The following is a 20,455-nucleotide window of genomic DNA, read 5'->3' as shown; positions in this document are numbered from 1 at the left end:
ACTTTAGTATACCAGTTCAAACTGGAGAAACCGCTTGGTTACAGAATTATTGCTAAAATTACCAATTTACCATGGCTCCGCGATATAAAATTAGGCTATAATTCGCCGCTTTTTTTATTTAATGAGCTCATAACACACGGGTAAAACATGAAATTTCCGGGACACCGTAGGCATAAACATTATTTTCCAGTGGAAGATAAAGACCCACTTATCAACCACTTAAATGCTGAAGATCGTTTAAAACGCAACTACATATGCGGCATTGATCAAATAGTTGTCGATATTGAAGCCAAAGTCGACCAAGCGTTTTTAGATGAGTTTCATCTTCAACGTGGTATGTCACAAGTCATAGACAATGATGTCACCAATGCGCTCTACGAGCGTTTAAAGCGTGATGACATGATTGATTACGAATTTGCTGGCGGAACTATTGGTAACACCATGCACAACTACTCAGTCTTAGCAGACGACCGCTCTGTATTGCTAGGCGTTATGAGTGAGCGCATTGAGATAGGCAGCTATGCGTATAAGTTTTTATGCAATACTTCTAGCCGAGTCGACTTAGATCATTTGCAACCGGTAGCAGGCCCTATTGGTCGTTGCTTCACCCTGATCGACGACAGTGGAGAGAGAACTTTTGCTATCAGCGCTGGCTTGATGAACTACCTAAAGCCTGAATCTATCAGCCAGTCATTGATCGAAAACGCGTCAGCTTTGGTGATCAGCGCATACCTTATGCGTACCAAAGGGGATGAAACGATGACAAAAGCCACCATGCAAGCAGTTGAATATGCAAACCAAGCTGGTGTCCCTGTAGTACTTACACTTGGTACTAAATTTTTGATCGAACAGGACCCTCAGTGGTGGGCTGAATTCGTCGAAAAGCATGTCGATATTCTTGCTATGAACGAAGAAGAAGGCGAGGCAATTACAGGGTTTGATGATCCGTTAATGGCAGCCGATAAAGCGCTGGATTGGGTGGACTTAGTTATTTGCACCGCGGGTCCAACTGGGCTTTATATGGCAGGTTATGTTGAAGACGAGATGAAGCGAGAGACAGAGTATCCGCTTTTGCCAGGTGCTATCCCTGAATTTAATCGCTATGAATTTTCTCGCGCAATGCGCAAGTCCCACTGCGACAACCCTGTCCGAGTTTATAGTCATACAGCCCCTTACATGGGTGGGCCAGATACGATTAAGAATACCAATGGTGCGGGTGACTGTGCATTAGCAGCTGTTTTACACGACTTATCAGCAAATGTTTACCACCGCTTAAATGTGCCTAATTCAGCCAAGCATGAACAAGCAGCAATTACTTACTCTTCGTTAGCGCAAATTAGTAAATATGCTAATCGCGCAAGTTTCGAAGTTTTAGTGCAGCATTCCCCAAGGTTATCTCGTGGCCTCCCAGAAAGAGAAGACTCTCTAGAGCAATCTTACTGGGATCAGTAAACTAAAAAACGCGAAAGTCATCGCGCTTTGAGTGGCGTTAGAAGATCGCTGTGCCGAGCTCTTCAGCAAGAAATTCTAACGCCGCAATTCCTGCAACAGAATTCCCTACTTTATCAAGACCCGGCGACCACACCGCTATGGTAAAACGCCCAGGTACAACCGCGATTATCGCACCAGACACGCCTGACTTTCCGGGCATACCAACACGATAGCCAAAGTCTCCCGCTGCATCATACAGGCCACTGGTGAACAACAAAGAGTTTAGTTGCTTTACTTGCTTTGCAGGCAGAATTTGTTGACCTGTCTGGGTACAAACACCGCTGTTAGACAAATAGGAAAAACACTTCGCCAATTCCGCTACATTCATCTCAATGGCACAGAAGTTAAAGTATGACCAAAGCACTTCTTCAACTTCATTATTAAAGTTGCCAAATGATTTCATCAAATATGCCATTGCTGCATTGCGATAACGATGCTCATATTCAGACTGAGCAACAACCTTATTAATAGATAGCTTTGGATTACCAGTTTGCATACGATAGCTTTCAAGCATGGTGTGAATAGGCGCACTCAAACGGGAGTACAGCGCATCACAAGTCACAATTGCACCAGCATTAATAAACGGGTTTCTTGGAATACCATTTTCAAACTCAAGCTGAGTAAGAGAGTTAAAAGCTGTTCCTGATGGCTCTTTGCCAACCCTTTGCCACAACTCATCTCCATAACGCTGTAAAGCAAGCGTCAAAGTCATCACCTTAGACACCGACTGCACCGTAAACATAGCTTCACATGCGCCGGCACAATAGGTTTCACCTGATTGGGCTTGAATCGCAATAGCAAACTGGCCGAGTTGCTGCTCTGCTAATGCAGGAATATAGTCTGCGACCTGACCTTGCCTTAAAAAAGGCTGCACATGGGACACGGTACGGTCTAAAATTGATTGGTAGTCTGTCATACAAAATAGGCATAAATCACAATGGCCGGAGTGTAACAAATGCACTTATTCGCAGCCATAAAAAAGCCGCCGAAAAGACAAATTTTCGACGGCTCATATTTTCAACCTAGTAATTACTTAGTAAACAGATCTTTGATGTTAGCCAGATCTGACTTACCAGCAATTAACTCGTCAGGCGTTAACCCAGACAGCTCATGTGGAAAGACTAACCACTCGTCAGACTCGTGAATATAATAGTCAGGCGTCATAGGTACTTTCTTATTGGTAGGCTTGTAGTATGGGCAAGCAACTCGAATGTCTTTCGGTAGATTCAAACGCATCAATTCTTCAAGTTTTTCACGTAATGCATAAATACTGCGACCAGAGTCAAAAACGTCATCGACAATTAAGAGGGAGTCGCCAGCATTGGCATTTTCAATGATGTAATGTAGCCCGTGTACTTTAATTTCTTTTGACTGCTTGCCAATGCCGTAATAAGAAGATGTACGAACCGCGATATGATCTGTTTCGATGCCCTTGTAATCATAGTACTCTTGCACAGCGATCCCAATAGGTGCGCCCCCACGCCAAATGCCAATAATAAAATCAGGACGGAACCCATCTTCATAAACTTGAGCCGCTAGACGGAAAGAATCCTCTAGTAACTGTTGCGCTGTAATGTAGCACTTCTCAGACATAAAAACCCCGTATTGTCAGTGCGAGTGTCACCTTAGTTAGATGTCACTCTGAACAAGAATAACTTATAACCGTGTATTCTAGCCGACTCAGATAGAAATTGCTTGTCATACATCAGGGTTTTTACAGCAAAATGACAGGTTAGCGAGAAAGTGATGACAATGTGCTCATCATCAATCATAGAAATCACAATAAAAAAGCGGGTCATAGGACCCGCTCTCTCGTTGGCTGCTAAGCTTCTGGATCGCCTTCAGTATTGGTATTTTCGGTTTCTAAGAACTCAATCTCAAAGTTATCGACACGTTGTAGGCCTCTTGGCAGCTTGTTACCTCGTCGGCCGCGCTCTCCAAAATAGTGTTCTAGATCAGAATGCTTAAGAGTGAGCTTTCGCTTACCAGCATACAACGTAACGGCACGACCCTCTGGGACGACTGCCAGCACTTTCACAAACTCTTCCCTTGCCTGCACTTTGGCACTCGGTATAGAAATAATCTTATTGCCTTTGCCTTTGGCCAATTTGGGTAAATCCCTAAGCGGGAACAACAGCATACGACCTTCATTCGAAATTGCCATCAAGCGGTCAGTAGCAACATCATTAACGGCAATTGGCGCCATTAACTCAGCACCTTTTGGAATGCTTACTAGCGCTTTACCGTTTTTATTTTTGCTCACGAGATCAGAAAATTCTGTAATAAAGCCGTACCCACCATCAGTGGCCATTAAATACAACTCTTGCTCTTCGCCCATAACGACATGTTCAAAATTAGCCCCAGCTGCGAGGTTAAATCGGCCAGTCATCGGCTCACCTTGGCTTCTCGCTGACGGTAAACTATGTGCATCTGTTGCAAAGGCGCGACCAGAACTGTCCAAAAAGACCGCGGGCTGGTTGCTCTTACCTTTGGCTGAGGCTTTATAGCTATCCCCAGAACGGTAGTTTAATCCCTCAGCATCAATCTCATGACCTTTAGCAAAGCGTGCCCAACCTTTTTCAGAAAGCACCACAGTAACCGCTTCGGATGGGATCAGATCTTTCTCGCTAAGCGCTTTAGCTTCTTGCCTTTCGATCACTGGGGAGCGTCTTTCATCACCATAAAGCTCAGCCGCTTCTTGGATCTCTTTCTTCATTAACGTCGACATACGACGCTCAGAACCCAATGTTAACTCTAGCTTATCGCGTTCTTTACTTAACTCATCTTGTTCACCGCGGATCTTCATTTCTTCTAGCTTTGCTAGGTGGCGCAGTTTTAAGTCTAGAATCGCTTCGGCTTGTGTTTCAGACAATCCAAAGCGAGACATTAACTCTGCTTTCGGATCTTCTTCATTACGTATGATCTCAATCACTTCGTCAATGTTTAAGAAAGCAACCATCAAGCCTTCTAAAATATGCAAGCGAGCCAAGACCTTATCTAAACGATACTGTAGCCTTCTGCGCACAGTTTCACGACGGAATATCAGCCACTCAGAAAGGATTTGCTGGATATCTTTAACTTGTGGACGCCCATCAAGCCCAATCATATTGAGGTTTACACGATAGTTTTTCTCAAGATCGGTCGTCGCGAATAAGTGTGCCATTAGAGGCTCAGCTTTAACACGATTTGAACGCGGTACGACAACAATTCGCGTTGGGTTTTCATGGTCAGACTCATCGCGCAAATCCGCAACCATTGGCAGCTTTTTAGCTGTCATTTGGGCGGCGATTTGCTCTAGTATTTTTCCGCCAGACGTTTGATGCGGTAATGCCGTAATAACAATTTCGCCTTGCTCTTCTTGATACACAGCACGCATCTTGATTGACCCACGGCCAGTCGTATAGATTTTACGAATATCATCTTTTGGCGTAATAATTTCAGCTTCGGTGGGGTAATCCGGAGCTTGAACAACTTCCAGCAATTCCTCTAAAGTCGTTTTTGGCTTGTCCAACAACATGCAGCACGCCGTTGCCAGCTCATTGACGTTATGCGGTGGAATATCAGTAGCCATGCCAACAGCAATACCAGTCACACCATTTAATAAGATATGCGGAAGGCGTGCAGGTAATACCTGTGGCTCTTTCATTGTGCCATCAAAGTTTGGCGCCCAGTCTACAGTGCCCTGACCGAGTTCTTTGAGCAATACTTCTGAAAATTTTGATAAGCGCGCTTCGGTATAACGCATTGCAGCAAATGATTTAGGATCATCTGCTGCGCCCCAGTTACCTTGCCCATCCACCAACGGATAACGGTATGAAAACGGCTGCGCCATTAAAACCATGGCTTCATAACATGCGCTGTCGCCGTGCGGATGGTACTTACCTAATACGTCACCTACCGTACGCGCAGACTTCTTATACTTTGCAGCTGCAGATAACCCCAGTTCACTCATTGCATAAACAATGCGACGTTGAACCGGCTTTAAGCCATCACCAATATGTGGCAATGCCCTATCCATGATCACGTACATGGAATAATTTAAGTAGGCGTCTTCAGTAAAGCGCCCCATTGGTAATTGTTCTATCCCCTGCAATGACAGGGCTTGTGGATCAGTCATGACACACCTTACTTCTTGTTATACCTCGGCTTTGTCGCCATGTTGCTCTAACCAAGCTTTACGATCGCCGGAGCGCTTTTTCGCCAACAGCATATCCATCATTTCCATCGTCTGTTCTTGTTCATCTAAAGTAAGCTGAACTAAACGACGGGTATTGGGGTCCATCGTGGTCTCACGCAATTGCATTGGGTTCATTTCACCCAACCCCTTAAATCGTTGCACATTGACTTTGCCACGTTTTTTCTCCGCTTCAATGCGGTCTAATATGCCACGTTTTTCATCTTCATCTAGCGCGTAATATACTTCTTTGCCCACATCGATTCTAAATAGTGGTGGCATTGCAACGTAAACGTGCCCTGCCTCAACCAAGGTTGGGAAATGTTTTACAAACAACGCACATAGCAAGGTTGCAATGTGTAGACCGTCCGAGTCTGCATCTGCAAGGATACACACTTTGCCATAGCGCAGTGCGGATAAGTCTGTTGAGTCAGGGTCAATTCCCAACGCGACAGAAATATCGTGGACTTCTTGAGAAGCTAAAATCTGACCCGAGTCAACTTCCCAAGTATTCAAGATTTTACCACGCAAAGGCATGATGGCCTGAAATTCTCGGTCACGCGCCTGCTTAGCTGAACCACCCGCCGAGTCACCTTCTACTAAAAATAGCTCTGAACGCTCAGTTTCACTGCCTGAGCAATCCGTTAACTTACCGGGCAATGCAGGACCACTGGTTACTTTTTTACGTACGACTTTCTTAGCAGCTCGTAGTCGTTTTTGGGCGTTGCTGATACACAGTTCAGCCAGCAGCTCAGCGGTATCTGTGTGCTCGTTCAACCATAGGCTAAACGCGTCTTTCACAATACCCGATACAAATGTTGCACATGAACGAGAGGAGAGCTTTTCTTTTGTTTGACCCGCAAATTGTGGATCCTGCATTTTCACAGAAAGTACGTAACTGCACTTATCCCAAACATCATCTGGTGTCAGCTTGACACCTCTAGGCAATAAATTACGGAATTCGCAAAACTCTCGCATCGCCTCTAAAAGGCCTTGTCTTAACCCGTTTACATGGGTACCACCCTGCGCTGTTGGGATCAGGTTTACATAGCTCTCTGCTATTGACTCGCCACCTTCTGGCAGCCAATGCAACGCCCAGTCAACCCCCTCAGTAGAACCACTGAAACTCCCTGTAAATGGAGATTTCGGTAGCACTTCTAAATCTTTGGCGCTGTCACTTAAGTAATCTTGCAAACCCGATTCAAAGTGCCACTCTTGTGTTTCTTTGGTTTGTTTATTGATAAATCGTATGCGTAAGCCCGGACATAAAACAGCTTTTGCTTTGAGTAAATGATTAAGTTTTGTCAAAGAGAAGTTGGCAGAGTCAAAATAGCTAGCATCTGGCCAAAACTGAACTGAAGTACCTGTGTTACGCTTACCAACGCTACCGGTTACCTCTAAATCCTGTACTTTGTCACCGTTTTCAAATGCGATTTCAAATTGCTGCGCATCACGCTTTACCGTTACTTCCACCCGGGTAGAGAGCGCGTTTACAACCGAGATACCTACGCCGTGCAAGCCACCTGAAAATTGGTAGTTTTTATTTGAGAACTTACCGCCGGCATGAAGTTTAGTTAATATTAATTCGACACCTGGGATCCCTTCTTCAGGGTGCACATCCACAGGCATACCACGGCCATCATCAATGACTTGCAGCGAGTTATCTTCATGCAAAATTACATCAATTTTACTCGCATGACCTGCCAATGCTTCATCAACACTGTTGTCGATAACTTCCTGACCTAAGTGGTTTGGTCGAGTGGTGTCCGTATACATACCCGGACGGCGTTTAACTGGCTCTAAGCCATTTAACACCTCAATGGCTTCTGCGTTATAATTTTGCTGACTCATAAATGCTACTGACTAAGTTATTTCTTTATGTTTTAGTTAATTTTAAGAAAATTGGCGAGGCGATCAAAGTGCCTTTCAAAATTCATGAAACTGTGATCTCCACCAAACTCTATTTTCGATGGGCAGTCACGATAATACTCCACAGCTTCTTGATAAGGTAACACCTCGTCACCAGTTTGCTGTAATAGCAATATATTGCTTGGAGTAGTTAATTGCTTAACATACATACTCTTAAGTGCAAAGACATGTTCTTTGGTAAGCTCATATTCTATATCCTGATAGGGATTATACTGAGTTCCGAGGTAATCCCATAACAATTTATCCGGCCTAATTGCTGGGTTTACAACAACTGCTTTAATTGCAAACCGTTCAGATAAATATGTTGCGTAAAACCCACCTAACGAACTGCCGACTAGTACACTATCGTTGTCAATTAACTGCTCAAGTTGAATAATCGCGATGCGCGGATCATAGTGTAAACGAGGTACAATATATTCGCATTGAGCTTGGCAAAATTCACCAAATTGCTGTGCTTTAAATGATTTCTCTGAACTATTAAAGCCGTGGATATAAATTACTTTTCGAGCCATTTAACCTCTGTTTGTATGCCATCCTGTGTCCAATTAATCAACCTGTACGCCGCGCCTAAATTTTCTTGTTGCCACTGCGCTGTATTCTTAGTGAATTGGATTGAGGTCGCTGGAGTTGCATAGAGCGTCATGCCTCGAAACCGAAACTGGTACTCGTTATGTACGTGGCCATGAAATAAACCCAACACTTGTCCGCTATCCACTAGCCGATTAAGCAACTGGGGGCCATTGTCTAACATATGCTTATCGAGGTAACCATCTATAGGCAAAGGGTTGTGATGACAAAAAACAACACTAGGTGACTCACAATGTTTCTCTAGTTCGTTTAAATGTGAGGTTTCAATCCAGCCCGCTGGGGTTGGACCTTTACTATTTACCAGCAGAATTTGGCCCATTTCAAAAGCGATACGTTTAGTTTGTTGAATTTGCCCGTGACTGATTTTTGATAAATACTCGATGTCATCATGGTTACCTGGCAACCAAAATAGCGGGCACGCCAACTTAGAGCTTGCTACCAGCCTTGCAAATAACTCATACGACTCATAAGTATGATCTTGGGTGAGATCGCCACCAAAGATAACCGCATCTAAATTCAATTGCGCAAGCGCGTTTAAAATAGCGCCGAAGTGCTGCGCTGTGTTCACGCCAAAATATTCCCCACCCTCATCGGCAAATAAGTGTGTGTCTGTGATATGAGCAATGCGCAATTGTGCCTGATTGAACTCGTATTTGTCTTCAAACCAGCCCATTATTTACGTCCCAATTCAATGGCACTCGACCGTTTTCGATACAAGCTATAAGCCAATCGGCTAAAAACGCATTCAACTGATACTTCTCGTCTTTGTGGTGCATATTCGGGTTAGGGTAACGATATGATGGTTTCACTTTTTGGTGATAATTGTGCTGCACAACTTCAGCGACGCGTGCATCATGATACAGTCTCACAGCCAGTTCAAATTCGCCGATATGGCAGCTTAAACCATGCTTTTGGCGGATAGAAATATCCGTTGTATATTTTTCAACATCATCGACAACAATGTAGAAGTCCATAGAGCCCATTTTAATTTGACGCTGTTTGCCCACTTGTTCTTCAGGCATCACCTTAAGTGCACGCAAATAGTTGCGCTCACACAAAGTTATATATTGAGGTAAAGACTGTACGTAACTTCGCTCAGAAGCCTTACCCTTTAATCCATATTCACGCATCAAACCAGACAAAATGACTCCCATTTCACAACATTGTTGCAAGTTTCGATTTATTTAGCGCTAACCATTGTAGACTAATCACGGTAGCAGCGTTATCAATTTCCTCACTTTCGAGCCTCGCCATCGCTTCGTCGAAAGGTAATACATGCGTTTTTATGTCTTCACCTTCTTCTTCCAAACCAAAAACACCTGCTACATGCTCGCTTAAATCCACTTCCGCTAAATATAAATATAAACGCTCTGTAGACCCACCTGGGCTAGATAAATATGAGCGCATGTAATGCAGTTTGTTGAGCTTCAAACCAGCTTCTTCTTGTGCCTCTTTTCTGGCAACTCCCTCGAGATCAGTACTTCCCTCAGCCATTCCCGCAATACATTCCAATAACCAAGGAGAGTTTTTCGTTGCCAAAGCACCAATGCGAATTTGTTCGATTAATAATACTTCATCTCTAACAGGATCATAAGGTAACACTGCCACCGCATGACCACGGTCAATAATCTCCCTGCGGATTGTCTCAGATACACCACCGTCAAATAGCGCGTGTTCAAAGGCATATTCTTTGATTGTTAGAAACCCATCGTACAAAACACCACCCGAAGACGGCTTCAATACAACATCATTGCTATTGTATTGGCTAATTTCTTTCATTTTTAATCCTAGATTCATAAAGTAGGGTTTAATATCGGCTATTTTATCCCCATATTGCAATAAGCAACGAAACGGGCCCGAAAAGCCAGAACTGATAATGTATTATATTCTGTTACACTTGTTTTGTTTTTATCCCTGAATAGCACTTGGGAATTTGCATGAAAACAAGGTAACATGCTGACAATAAAATTGTCTAAGGACTGCAAAAATAATGAAAAAAACCATTTTATCTATGTTGGTTGGCTTGACCTGTGCGCTGTCAAGTAACAGCTCATACGCAGAAGACCTGCTTCAAGTTTACGACATTGCGACGGCAAACGATCCTACGGTGTTGCGTGCAAAAGCCAATGCAGATGCACAAAAGTACGCACAAGACAGCGCACTTGGTGCTTTACTACCAACATTGGGACTAAGACTAAGCTATTCTGATACCGACTCTACAGGTTCACTACCGACACAAAATGATGAATCTGGGTATACATTAAACGACAGCTATAGAGACTCATTTTCTCGTACACTGACGTTAAACCAAACTATTTTCGATCTTAGTATTTGGGAAGGTTTATCAATTGCTGAAAAGCGCGCGATGCAATCTTTGACTCAGTATGAGCAAGAAAAACAAAACCTGATTGTACGTATCGCACAGGGCTACTTTAATGTACTTGGTGCACTAGACGGCTTAGAGTTCGTACAAGCAGAAAAGCGTGCAATCGAACGCCAACTTGAGCAAACCAAACAGCGTTACGAAGTAGGTTTGACAGCAATTACTGATGTTCACGAGGCACAAGCTCAATTTGACCAATCAGTTGCAAATGAGATTGTTGCGCAAAACGAAGTTGAAACGGCACGTGAAACTCTGCGCACAATCACAGGTAAATACCACGCAAAACTCGATAAGTTAAATACAGAAAAGTTTTCAACGGTAAAACCGAACAAACAAGCAGATGATTTCATCAACATTGCGAAAGAGAAAAACCTTTCGTTACAGGTAGCAAAGTCATCTCTAGAAATTGCACAAGATCAAATCGATCAAGCGCAAGCAGGACATTACCCTACTTTGTCTTTCCAAGCATCACACGGGGATTCATTGACCAATACGCCAGGCAGTGAACTTGCACCTCGTAGCGACGAAACCACAATTGGGCTACAACTTGACGTTCCAATATACTCTGGTGGTAGAACGGTTGCAGCAACAGATCAGGCTAGAGCACTGTATGTTGCGGCAAGTGAAGACCTAGAAGCGTCAATGCGTAACATTACACGTTCAGTAATCACTTCTTACAACCAAGTAATGTCTGATGTGGCGACTTATCGCGCTTTAGAACAAGCGGTGGTCTCAGCTGAAAGTGCTTTACAAGCAACTGAAGCTGGCTTTGAAGTAGGTACTCGTACTATCGTTGATGTTTTAGTGAGCACGCGTAACCTTTACAGTGCCAAACGTAACTTAGCAAATTTACGTTATCAGTACATCTTGTCGACGCTACAACTGAAACAAGCTTCTGGTGACTTAACTCGTGACGATCTAGAAGCAATCAACAGAGGTTTAGTTGCAAACAACTAGCCTTGATTTGATGGGGCCAGTTACCACTGGTCCCAAACTCCTCAATTGCCAAATCAACAACGCTTGAGCAAATTGCAAGTTATAGATAAACTACTCCCTTTTATGCTTGTACGAGAACGCCACCTTGGTTCACAATCCCACCTTTAAATTACAGTTTTTAGCACCTAAATTTTGGCTTACTTGGCTTGGTGTCATAGTCCTTTATAGTCTTTCTTGGCTGCCTCAAAGCGTGCAGTTTTCTCTCGGAAGGTTGCTGGGCAGACTGGTACATCGTTTTGTCAAAAAGCGCCGAAAAATTGCTGAAGTTAATTTGACGCTTTGCTTCCCAGACATGGACGAACAAGCGCGCAGTGCCATGGTACTTAAAAATATGGAAAATACTGGGATTGCTACATTTGAAACGGGTATGGCTTGGTGGTGGCCTGAATGGCGTGTCAAACGTGCCGTTGGCTCTATCAAAGGGTTAGAGCACTTTAAAAGTGCACAAAAAAATGGCAAAGGCGTATTGCTTTTAGTACCTCATATGCTGCATTTAGAAATGCTTGGAAGAATTTTAGGCACAGATACGCAAGGCATTGGTTTCTACCGCCCTCATAATAATCCCTTAATGGAATACTTTATGACCAAGGGTAGGTTGCGCTCTAATGAGTTTCTGATAGGTAAGCGTGACGTAAAAGGGTTATTGAAGGCACTTCACGATAAAAAAGTCTGTTACTACCTGCCAGACCAAGACTATGGCAGAAAACGGTGTGAGTTTGCCCCTTTTTTCGCAGTACCTGATGCAGCAACAACTACTGGTACTTTATTATTTTCATCTAGTAAAAAGTGTGAGACATTAAGCTTAACAGGTATTCGTGATAAACACGGTAAATACCATATCACGATTCATCCTGCGATGGCTGACTTTCCAAGTGAAGATGAAAATCATGATGTCACACGCGTTAATAAAAGAATGGAGCAATCAATCATGCAAGCTCCAGAACAATACATGTGGTTGCACAGGCGGTTTAAAACTAGGCCTGATGAGAGTGATCCATCGTATTACTCTTAAACTACGAATAACTGGCGTCGCGTAATATGGCTAAAAAAAATAAAAAACGTTTATCCGCAATGTGGTTTTGGACAAAGCACCTTTCTTTAGGTGCGATCTTAGTTTGGGCTGCTTACTACTTCTTGTATGGCAATATTCCTAAAATGGAATTTAAAGAAACAACCAACGCAGCTGCGCAAGGCTTGTCTCAGTTTTATGCCAATTTTCGCGACCGCATGAATGAGCGAGACACGGAGCGTGAGAAGTTCGTTATGGATATTGGAAAACCAACGTTTCCACTTGATGACGCACTTGCCCAGAGGGAACTCGTTGTGAAGCCGACTAACCAAAGGTGGACTGGTGAGTCACAGCCTCGACGTTTCGAAATGGGTAATACTCTCAAAAGCGTATTAACGAGTTACGCCAAACAAGAAGACATAGAGCTTTTTTGGTACCTCAGTAAAGACTATGTCGTAAAACAAAACTTTCGTGTTGATTCTGACTTTGTTAGTGCATTATATCAGGTAGGTAGAGCCATCAACGACGATTTCGAGTTTGAGGTTTACACGTTCTTTTGTCATCGCCAAAGGGCTGCAGTAATCACAGAGAACCCTTCTATATTTGTGCGAGAAAATTGCCGACGACTCACAAATTAGTACTTGGGCCTACTCAAGGTAGGCCTGCCAAATACATTTCACCATCGAACTTTGCTCTACCAGCTTTTGAGCATCGATTGTCTTTCCTTTGCCATTTAAACTGTTCAAGTGATAACACTCTCTTAATTGACAGTATGCTTGCGTTAAAGTGGATTGCTGATGCTCACTAATGACCGACTCAGCACAGGCTTGTTCTAAAATTCGAATGTTATCTGAATAACGTGTGAGCGCAGGGTAATCATGGGAAAAGGCAAGCACTAAATATTGGGTTAAAAACTCAATATCTGTCATACCACCACCGCCCTGCTTGAGATCAAACTCTTGTTCACTGTCTTTAGACAAGTGGGCGCGCATTTTCGCACGCATTTTTACGATGTCTTGTTTAAGCGCTTCTATATCACGCTGTTGGCACAAAATATCATGGCGTATCCAGTGGAACCTTTCTACCAAATCCGACTCTCCAACAACCATTCTCGCCCTCACCAAGGCCTGATGCTCCCAGGTCCAAGCTTGCTCTTGTTGATATTGATAGTAACTCTCAATATTAATTGCCAATAAGCCCGAGTTTCCTTCTGGTCGTAATCGTGTATCTAACTCATACAATATCCCCGATGGGGTCCTCGTATTGAACAGATGCATTAACCGCTGTGCAAGTTTCAAGTAAAACTGCCTTGAAGAAATCGCCTTATCCCCCATGGTCTTACTGCTACCATCACAATTGTGCACAAACACTAAGTCTAGATCTGATTCATACCCCAGTTCAAAGCCCCCTCCTTTGCCATAGGCTATCACAGCAAACCCTTTAGCACTTACAGAGGCCCCTTCTGGGTACCCATAGCGACCAACCATTTGTGCCCATGCAATATCAACCGCCTTGGCAACAATTGATTCAGCAAGAGCAGTGAGGTGATCACTGACCTTCATAATATCCAAAACGCCCGTTGCATCTGCTGCCGCTATCCGCAGTTGTTGAGTTTGCTTAAATTGCCTCAAGGCTTCCATTTGCAGCTCTAGGTCGTCTTCATCAATGCGTAAGAAATATTGTTGGATTTCACTGTAATAGGCGTTCAGAGGCAGTGGGCGGTATAACACAGCAGGATCTAAGAGTTCGTCCAGCAAGATTGGGTACCGTGCTATTTGCAAAGCTATCCAAGAACTGTGTGCGCAAAGCTTTATTAGCTGTTGTAAAGCACCTATGTTTTCATACAAGAGCTCTAAATACGCTGTTCTTGATGCAACTTTGGCAATGATATCGAGCACACTTTGCAGTGTCTCCGCCGACTTGATGGCGCTCATTTCTCGTAAAACTAAGGGCATTAACCGATCAAGGACATCTCGACCACGAACCCCTATTTGTTTTTTATTGATACCCGCATAAAACGTATCTAGGACCCCCTGCCACTGAGTACACTCTGATGGTGATAATCCAATCTCTAAATAGCTCATATCTCGTTGTTCCCATGCCGAGGTATAGCTTGAGTCTAACTCTTCACAATCATGAGGCTCCTCTCCAATGACCTGAACAAACTCTTGTCGAATCCCTGATTGTACCGTGTCAAACAATGCAAACAGTGCATGTGTGTCGCTGACCCCAAGAAGCTGGCACAACCTGAGCTGGTTTAAGTCGTCGTCAGGTAGTGTTTGTGTTTGCTCATCATTGAATGCCTGTAAATACTGCTCAGCACGACGCAAAAACAAGTATTGCGATTGCAACTCTGTGGCAACTTTTTTCGGGATAACATCTAATTTAGCCAATGTACTTAAAGCGCTTAGTAATGAAGGAACTTGTAATTCAGGTTCTCGGCCACCTCTGATCATCTGCAAGGCTTGTACTATGAATTCTACTTCGCGAATACCACCAGCCCCTAATTTGATGTTGTTTTTGAGCCCTTTGCGTCGAACTTCTTGAGCAATCATATACTTCATTTTTCTCAGCGATTCGATCACTGAAAAGTCGATATAGCGACGAAATACAAATGGTCTAATAAGTACTTTAAACTCATCCCAATAAGCGTTCTTTTCTCCTAACAGGCGTGCTTTAAGCATCGCGTAACGCTCCCACTCGCGCCCTTGATCTTGGTAGTAGTCTTCCATTGCTGAAAAGCTCATTACTAAAGGGCCACTGTCACCAAAAGGCCTCAACCGCATATCAACACGAAAAACCTGACCATCCATGGTACGTTGATCCAAAGCTGCGATCAGCTTTTGTGCAACTTTAGTATAAAAGACTTGTGCCTCAACACTGCGCCGCCCACCTTGCGTGTTCACAGACTTTGGGTAAGTAAAAATAAGATCGATATCAGAAGAAAAGTTTAGCTCTTGTCCCCCGAGTTTACCCATACCCAGTACCAGCATGGGGATAGGCTGCCCGCGTTCATTTAGAGGCACCCCGTTGCTCGCGGCGACCTGCAAGAACGCCCATTCATTTGCGCTCGCAATAAGGTGCTCACTTAACTGTGATTGATATAAAATGCTGTCTGCAATATCGTTACCAAGCACCAGATCAAGCCACATTAATTTCAACCAATAGCGTTTACGATAAACACGTAACTGCCTAAAAGCATCTTGCTCGTTGAGATCAGCCACCACAGAAGTAAAAATTGCTTCGCAGCGACGACTTTGCATAGCTTGTTCATCTAACAGCCAATCAACCCATTGAGGGTGCTGCGCCAATATGCGATAAGCAAAATCACTCAGGGCTAAAAGCTGAACGACTTGATCGTGTGTATCGCGTTCAGGAAATAACTCACGAAATCGCTGCTGCCCTAGTTGGGTTAATTCACCTGTCTTGTGGTTTTGTTCCATACAAAAATCTCCGGTGCCCTGTGGCTCATTTGTTGGGCAGTGTTATAGTAACGCTAAATAACACAAACCTTACACTGAGCATGAGTTACTTGTCTTTAGAAAACAGCAATTTTTTCATCATTGGAAGCAGCCTAGTGCTCATCTGTATAGCACTCACCAGTCTGCGTTTAATTGTGCAAATGCATGCCAAAAAGTTATTGCAAAAAGAACTAGCGCAACGTGACAACTTTGCACTTGGGATCAACTATGCTGCCAAAGTAGCCGTTTTGTGTGGCAGTATCAGTTATTTTTTCGGCAACCTTACTGTATTTGATGCCTCTGTCATACATATGCAAATACTGCTGCCAATGGGATTAATTTGGTCCTATATATATCTAGGGCAGTATATACATCGAAAATGGATTCTCTATCGGTTCAATGAAGCTCAAGCTATATTAAACCAAAATGTCTGTGCAGCTTTAGTGGACTCGGGCATGTTAATAGGCAATTGCATCCTCGTCCTTGGATTGTACCAGTGGTTTGCCCCGACTGACTTCAAATCCCTCTTTATCGCTAGTATCTGTTTCATTGTTTTGCAATTGTTGTTTGCATTAGACAGTAAGTTTAGGGAGTCTCGTTTTGCTAAATCCAATCAAGGGGCTTCTCTACAGGACAATTTCAACCTAGCTAACACTTCCATTGGCATTCGTTATGCGGGTAAAACCATTGGTTTAGCTTTAGCTATTTACGCAGGCTTACACAGTGCACCCAGTTATGAAGGAAAAATCGTAGATAGTTTACTGACTGTACTTATTCACTCCATATTTATGTGGATACTTCTATACCTATGTAGCAGGTTACTAATAAAAATAGTGTTGCCAAAAGTGAACATTGGATTAGAAGTTGACCATCAAGATAATATTGGTATTGCCTGCTTAGAATTTGCTGTTTTTTGTACCATGGGCTATTTACTAATAAACATGTTTTCAATTTAGCTGCGTAAATAGATATTGGAGATCGTGCTTCTGGAGAGTTATGTCCTTGAACTTAGATAACTTCTTACTCGTTGATAGTAACTGGGAGTTTAGCCAAGAGTTTGTTGAATTTGTAAAGACACTGGCGCCTGATACTCCCAGTAAGATTATTATTGCTGGCGATAATACAAAACAGATGCTTAAAATGATGTTTAAGGACCAAATCAAAGACTATAGCTACTGTGATTTTGATAATGAAATCAGCGTCTCTGAGCTTGCTACTTACCTCCACGAACATCATCAAATAAAAGGCGTCCTTATAAACTCTTTGGATTATCATCTAGCAGATGAGAAGCAAAGGTTTATTTTTAACTCTTTACATGCAGAGCGATACACCATTGAACAATTACCAAATGGTTACGACTATCATCGCATTTCAGATCCGTTTAATAACAATCACCTAACATGTAACTCGAGCCTTGCCGCAACTAAAGAAGATACATTTAGCGAGTTCATAGTACTAAAAACAGATACTACTGATTAATGCACTTTCCCCGCCATTGTACTGTTTTTTATACAGTGTGTTAGGGTATCTGGCGCTAGACTCACTGCCACGAAAGCCTTACCATTGACGCATTGAAAATCTAGAACGTGTACACGATGCGAATTCCACACATATACCAACCTTCTGACTTATCAATTAATCAATCTACAGACTTAAGTGAAGATGCTGCAGGCCACATAGCGCGTGTATTGCGTATGGGCGCTGGCGAGCAAGTAAGTCTATTTAATGGTCAAGGTGGCGAATACTTAGCAACCATAGAATCCGTATCAAAAAAGTCGGTAACGGTTGTACCCACCGAGTTCATCGACAAGTGTGCAGAGTCACCATTAAAGGTTCATTTAGGTCAGGGGATCTCACGAGGCGATAAAATGGACTTTACCATTCAAAAGTCGGTTGAGCTTGGAGTGAGCGAAATTACGCCGCTATTCACGACACGCTGTGGTGTCAAACTGAGTGGTGATAGGCTTGCTAAGAAGCATCAGCAATGGCAAAAAATCGCTATATCAGCAGCAGAGCAATCTGGCCGTAACTACATCACAAAAATCCATACGCCTATGACACTTGAACAGTGGCTAGCCCAGCAAAGTGACGAATTGAAGCTGACACTACATCCACGCGCTGCGCACTCAATCAAGACCTTACCAGAGCCAAAGCATGGAGTTAGGTTTTTAGTGGGGCCTGAAGGCGGGTTTACCGATGAAGAAATGCACAGCACCAGCGAACAGGGCTTTGTTGATATTAAAATCGGACCTCGCGTACTGCGTACAGAGACGGCAGCCCTAACAGTTTTGAGCGCTCTTCAGCTGCAGTTTGGTGATTTGGCTCTTTAAATTACCAAATACGACCACATATAAACGTTACACGGCGGCAGAATACTTGCCGCACCGAACGATACTCTAAAAGTAACTCATAAGGTAAATGCAATGGCAGTCAAACTCGGGATAATTTCAGATCCAATCAGTGGTTTCAACATTAAAAAAGATACTGGTTTTGCCATGATGATGGCAGCACAACAAAGAGGGTATGAGCTGTATTACATGGAAATGGATGACTTGTATCTGTATCAAGGTGCAGGTAGAGCGACCGCCGCCAAAGCAAAGGTGTTTAATGATGAACAACACTGGTATGAGCTGGCTGATAAAGAAGACATTGCACTAAGTGAATTAGACGTCATTTTAATGCGTAAAGACCCTCCTTTTGACACGGAGTATATCTACGCGACTTATATTCTTGAACGCGCTGAACTTGCTGGGACGCTAGTCGTCAATAAACCACAAAGCCTACGAGACGCTAATGAAAAGTTATTTACAGCTTGGTTTAGTGAACATACGCCAGATACCTTGGTCACGCGTAATACACAGCAAATTAGAGAGTTTTTAGAAAAGCACCAAGACATTATTCTTAAGCCACTTGATGGTATGGGCGGCGCATCGATTTTTAGAGTACAAAAGAGCGATCCGAATATTGGCGTTATTTGCGAAACTTTGACAGAGCACGGACAACGTTTTGCCATGGCGCAGAATTACATCCCGGAGATCAAAGAAGGTGATAAACGCGTATTAGTAGTAGATGGTGAGGTGATCCCTTATTGCCTAGCTCGTATCCCTCAGAGCGGTGAAACGCGAGGTAACTTGGCAGCTGGTGGTCGTGGCGAGGCAAGACCTATTAGCGACAGTGACAGAAAAATCGCAGAAGCCATAGCACCAACTCTAAAAGAAAAGGGTCTAATCTTTGTAGGCCTAGACATCATTGGAAATAGGTTGACAGAAATTAATGTCACAGCGCCGACATGTGTTAAGGAAATTGAAGCTGCATACGATATATCTATTATGGACAAGTTTTTTGATGCGATTGAAACAAAACTCAACCATACTGAAAGTTAAATCATAGAAGGGGTCACGCATGCAATCATTAGCAAATCACTTTCTCATCGCGATGCCAAATTTGCAAGACCCGCTATTTAAACGTTCGGTCACTTACATCTGCGAACACAACGAAGAAGGGGCGATGGGCCTAATAGTCAATCACCCTATTGACGTAACCGTTGGCGAACTGCTTGATCAAATCGAAATAGACAACGACAAATCAAGCAACGCTGCTGAGCAAACGGTATTTGCAGGTGGTCCTGTACATACTGATCGAGGCTTTGTGCTACATACGCCGAAGATAGGCTATGCTTCGAGCAAAGAGCTTAGCTCTGATATTATGATCACAACCTCTAAGGATGTGCTCGCGTCTCTCACTTACCATGATAGTCCTGAGGCGTTTATCATCACGCTAGGCTATTCTGGGTGGGAAAAAGGCCAGCTAGAGAAAGAAATCCTCGAAAACTCTTGGTTAATCATTCAAGCTGATCCAGAAATTATTTTTAGTACACCACCTGAAAAACGCTGGGAAAAAGCAGTCAGTATGCTCGGTATTGATATCGCACAGCTCAGTAATCAAGCAGGACATGCATAAACAAAATGAGTAGTAAAAAAGAAAAGACCCCCGTAGGTCAGCGCACTGTAATGGGGTTCGATTTTGGCACCAAAAGTATAGGTATGGCCGTTGGCCAAGAAGTGACTGGTACCGCAACAAGTATAGGGGCAGTAAAAGCACGTGACGGTATTCCAAATTGGTCAGATATCGAAGTGCACGTAAAAGAATGGCAGCCAGATCTCCTTGTTGTTGGCCTGCCGCTTAATATGGACGGCACCAATCAACAGGTGACGTTTGCAGCTAAAAAGTTTGCCAACCGTTTGCACAACAACTACCGCCTGCCTGTTGAAACTCAGGATGAAAGGTTAACAACAACCGATGCGAAAGCTAGGCTATTCGATCAAGGGGGTTACCGATCCCTAGCCAAAGACAATGTAGATGCAATGTCTGCGGTGATTATTTTAGAAAGCTTTTTTGAACAGCTATGGGGTGAGTAAAAGTAT

Annotated in this window: 20 protein-coding genes; 10 read left to right on the top strand and 10 right to left on the bottom strand. The window is 43.4% G+C overall.

All coding sequences use genetic code 11. The features are described from left to right. Window positions 1-147: 147 nt before the first annotated feature. Window positions 148-1,452 carry an inosine/guanosine kinase gene (locus tag N480_RS13980; protein ID WP_063373105.1) on the top strand — a complete coding sequence of 435 codons (1,305 nt, stop codon included), beginning with the start codon at window positions 148-150 and terminating at the stop codon, window positions 1,450-1,452. Between the two features lie 37 nt (window positions 1,453-1,489). Here N480_RS13980 and glsB read toward each other — a convergent pair whose 3' ends face one another. From glsB to N480_RS13940, 9 genes are all read right to left on the bottom strand, one after another. Beyond that, window positions 1,490-2,407, bottom strand: coding sequence for a glutaminase B (gene glsB, locus N480_RS13975; protein ID WP_063373104.1), 918 nt, complete (start codon window positions 2,405-2,407; stop codon window positions 1,490-1,492). A gap of 113 nt (window positions 2,408-2,520) precedes the next feature. Further along, complete coding sequence (locus N480_RS13970; RefSeq protein ID WP_063373103.1) at window positions 2,521-3,084, bottom strand: phosphoribosyltransferase; 564 nt, start codon at window positions 3,082-3,084, stop codon at window positions 2,521-2,523. 32 nt (window positions 3,085-3,116) lie between these two features. After that, entirely contained in the window at window positions 3,117-3,290 is a 174-nt protein-coding gene (locus N480_RS25375; protein ID WP_155732854.1) for a hypothetical protein, read from the bottom strand. Window positions 3,291-3,313: 23 nt separating this feature from the next. After that, window positions 3,314-5,608: a DNA topoisomerase IV subunit A gene (parC, locus tag N480_RS13965; protein ID WP_063373102.1), complete on the bottom strand. Its 2,295-nt coding sequence runs from the start codon at window positions 5,606-5,608 to the stop codon at window positions 3,314-3,316. Between the two features lie 18 nt (window positions 5,609-5,626). Beyond that, complete coding sequence (parE, locus tag N480_RS13960) at window positions 5,627-7,516, bottom strand: DNA topoisomerase IV subunit B (protein WP_063373101.1); 1,890 nt, start codon at window positions 7,514-7,516, stop codon at window positions 5,627-5,629. A 32-nt stretch (window positions 7,517-7,548) separates the two neighbouring features. Beyond that, on the bottom strand, window positions 7,549-8,106 hold the full coding sequence (locus tag N480_RS13955) for a YqiA/YcfP family alpha/beta fold hydrolase (RefSeq protein WP_063373100.1): 558 nt from the start codon (window positions 8,104-8,106) through the stop codon (window positions 7,549-7,551). Continuing rightward, a complete protein-coding gene (locus N480_RS13950) occupies window positions 8,091-8,855 on the bottom strand; it encodes a metallophosphoesterase (protein WP_063373099.1) in 765 nt (254 codons plus the stop codon). The genes N480_RS13955 and N480_RS13950 overlap by 16 nt, the downstream gene beginning before the upstream one ends. Continuing rightward, on the bottom strand, window positions 8,842-9,312 hold the full coding sequence (locus tag N480_RS13945; RefSeq protein ID WP_063373191.1) for a DUF1249 domain-containing protein: 471 nt from the start codon (window positions 9,310-9,312) through the stop codon (window positions 8,842-8,844). The genes N480_RS13950 and N480_RS13945 overlap by 14 nt, the downstream gene beginning before the upstream one ends. A gap of 25 nt (window positions 9,313-9,337) precedes the next feature. Beyond that, a complete protein-coding gene (locus N480_RS13940) occupies window positions 9,338-9,961 on the bottom strand; it encodes an NUDIX domain-containing protein (RefSeq protein ID WP_063373098.1) in 624 nt (207 codons plus the stop codon). Between the two features lie 211 nt (window positions 9,962-10,172). Here N480_RS13940 and tolC point away from each other — a divergent pair, with 211 nt between their 5' ends. From tolC to N480_RS13925, 3 genes are all read left to right on the top strand, one after another. Then, entirely contained in the window at window positions 10,173-11,522 is a 1,350-nt protein-coding gene (gene tolC, locus N480_RS13935; RefSeq protein WP_063373097.1) for an outer membrane channel protein TolC, read from the top strand. A gap of 124 nt (window positions 11,523-11,646) precedes the next feature. Beyond that, a complete protein-coding gene (gene lpxL / locus N480_RS13930; RefSeq protein WP_063373096.1) occupies window positions 11,647-12,573 on the top strand; it encodes an LpxL/LpxP family Kdo(2)-lipid IV(A) lauroyl/palmitoleoyl acyltransferase in 927 nt (308 codons plus the stop codon). A 26-nt stretch (window positions 12,574-12,599) separates the two neighbouring features. Then, window positions 12,600-13,208, top strand: coding sequence for a TcpQ domain-containing protein (locus N480_RS13925; protein WP_063373095.1), 609 nt, complete (start codon window positions 12,600-12,602; stop codon window positions 13,206-13,208). A gap of 9 nt (window positions 13,209-13,217) precedes the next feature. Here N480_RS13925 and glnE read toward each other — a convergent pair whose 3' ends face one another. Continuing rightward, window positions 13,218-16,013 carry a bifunctional [glutamate--ammonia ligase]-adenylyl-L-tyrosine phosphorylase/[glutamate--ammonia-ligase] adenylyltransferase gene (glnE, locus tag N480_RS13920; protein WP_063373094.1) on the bottom strand — a complete coding sequence of 932 codons (2,796 nt, stop codon included), beginning with the start codon at window positions 16,011-16,013 and terminating at the stop codon, window positions 13,218-13,220. 80 nt (window positions 16,014-16,093) lie between these two features. On the opposite strand from glnE, the gene N480_RS13915 reads away from it, so the two are divergent. From N480_RS13915 to ruvX, 6 genes are all read left to right on the top strand, one after another. Further along, complete coding sequence (locus N480_RS13915) at window positions 16,094-16,987, top strand: hypothetical protein (RefSeq protein ID WP_063373190.1); 894 nt, start codon at window positions 16,094-16,096, stop codon at window positions 16,985-16,987. Between the two features lie 40 nt (window positions 16,988-17,027). Further along, on the top strand, window positions 17,028-17,510 hold the full coding sequence (locus N480_RS13910; RefSeq protein ID WP_063373093.1) for a hypothetical protein: 483 nt from the start codon (window positions 17,028-17,030) through the stop codon (window positions 17,508-17,510). A 116-nt stretch (window positions 17,511-17,626) separates the two neighbouring features. Next, on the top strand, window positions 17,627-18,361 hold the full coding sequence (rsmE, locus tag N480_RS13905) for a 16S rRNA (uracil(1498)-N(3))-methyltransferase (protein WP_063373092.1): 735 nt from the start codon (window positions 17,627-17,629) through the stop codon (window positions 18,359-18,361). A gap of 93 nt (window positions 18,362-18,454) precedes the next feature. Further along, window positions 18,455-19,414, top strand: coding sequence for a glutathione synthase (gene gshB / locus N480_RS13900; protein ID WP_063373091.1), 960 nt, complete (start codon window positions 18,455-18,457; stop codon window positions 19,412-19,414). A gap of 19 nt (window positions 19,415-19,433) precedes the next feature. Beyond that, on the top strand, window positions 19,434-19,991 hold the full coding sequence (locus N480_RS13895; protein ID WP_063373090.1) for a YqgE/AlgH family protein: 558 nt from the start codon (window positions 19,434-19,436) through the stop codon (window positions 19,989-19,991). A 5-nt stretch (window positions 19,992-19,996) separates the two neighbouring features. Continuing rightward, the gene (ruvX, locus tag N480_RS13890) at window positions 19,997-20,449 is read left to right on the top strand and encodes a Holliday junction resolvase RuvX (protein ID WP_063373089.1); all 453 of its coding nucleotides are present in this window, start codon (window positions 19,997-19,999) and stop codon (window positions 20,447-20,449) included. Window positions 20,450-20,455 lie beyond the last annotated feature (6 nt).

It is taken from the genome of Pseudoalteromonas luteoviolacea S2607, assembly GCF_001625575.1.
GTDB classification, from domain to species: Bacteria; Pseudomonadota; Gammaproteobacteria; order Enterobacterales; family Alteromonadaceae; genus Pseudoalteromonas; species Pseudoalteromonas luteoviolacea_E.
Note: the sequence above shows the minus strand (reverse complement) of the source record. Positions and strands in the feature narration are given on the sequence as shown.

Bases quoted from the DNA above. Each gene is read 5' to 3' on its own strand.
- N480_RS13980 (WP_063373105.1), top strand. From the start codon at position 148: ATGAAATTTCCGGGACACCGTAGGCATAAACATTATTTTCCAGTGGAA.
- glsB (WP_063373104.1), bottom strand. From the start codon at position 2,407: ATGACAGACTACCAATCAATTTTAGACCGTACCGTGTCCCATGTGCAG.
- N480_RS13970 (WP_063373103.1), bottom strand. From the start codon at position 3,084: ATGTCTGAGAAGTGCTACATTACAGCGCAACAGTTACTAGAGGATTCT.
- N480_RS25375 (WP_155732854.1), bottom strand. From the start codon at position 3,290: ATGACCCGCTTTTTTATTGTGATTTCTATGATTGATGATGAGCACATT.
- parC (WP_063373102.1), bottom strand. From the start codon at position 5,608: ATGACTGATCCACAAGCCCTGTCATTGCAGGGGATAGAACAATTACCA.
- parE (WP_063373101.1), bottom strand. From the start codon at position 7,516: ATGAGTCAGCAAAATTATAACGCAGAAGCCATTGAGGTGTTAAATGGC.
- N480_RS13955 (WP_063373100.1), bottom strand. From the start codon at position 8,106: ATGGCTCGAAAAGTAATTTATATCCACGGCTTTAATAGTTCAGAGAAA.
- N480_RS13950 (WP_063373099.1), bottom strand. From the start codon at position 8,855: ATGGGCTGGTTTGAAGACAAATACGAGTTCAATCAGGCACAATTGCGC.
- N480_RS13945 (WP_063373191.1), bottom strand. From the start codon at position 9,312: ATGCGTGAATATGGATTAAAGGGTAAGGCTTCTGAGCGAAGTTACGTA.
- N480_RS13940 (WP_063373098.1), bottom strand. From the start codon at position 9,961: ATGAAAGAAATTAGCCAATACAATAGCAATGATGTTGTATTGAAGCCG.
- tolC (WP_063373097.1), top strand. From the start codon at position 10,173: ATGAAAAAAACCATTTTATCTATGTTGGTTGGCTTGACCTGTGCGCTG.
- N480_RS13925 (WP_063373095.1), top strand. From the start codon at position 12,600: ATGGCTAAAAAAAATAAAAAACGTTTATCCGCAATGTGGTTTTGGACA.
- glnE (WP_063373094.1), bottom strand. From the start codon at position 16,013: ATGGAACAAAACCACAAGACAGGTGAATTAACCCAACTAGGGCAGCAG.
- N480_RS13915 (WP_063373190.1), top strand. From the start codon at position 16,094: ATGAGTTACTTGTCTTTAGAAAACAGCAATTTTTTCATCATTGGAAGC.
- N480_RS13910 (WP_063373093.1), top strand. From the start codon at position 17,028: ATGTCCTTGAACTTAGATAACTTCTTACTCGTTGATAGTAACTGGGAG.
- rsmE (WP_063373092.1), top strand. From the start codon at position 17,627: ATGCGAATTCCACACATATACCAACCTTCTGACTTATCAATTAATCAA.
- gshB (WP_063373091.1), top strand. From the start codon at position 18,455: ATGGCAGTCAAACTCGGGATAATTTCAGATCCAATCAGTGGTTTCAAC.
- N480_RS13895 (WP_063373090.1), top strand. From the start codon at position 19,434: ATGCAATCATTAGCAAATCACTTTCTCATCGCGATGCCAAATTTGCAA.
- ruvX (WP_063373089.1), top strand. From the start codon at position 19,997: ATGAGTAGTAAAAAAGAAAAGACCCCCGTAGGTCAGCGCACTGTAATG.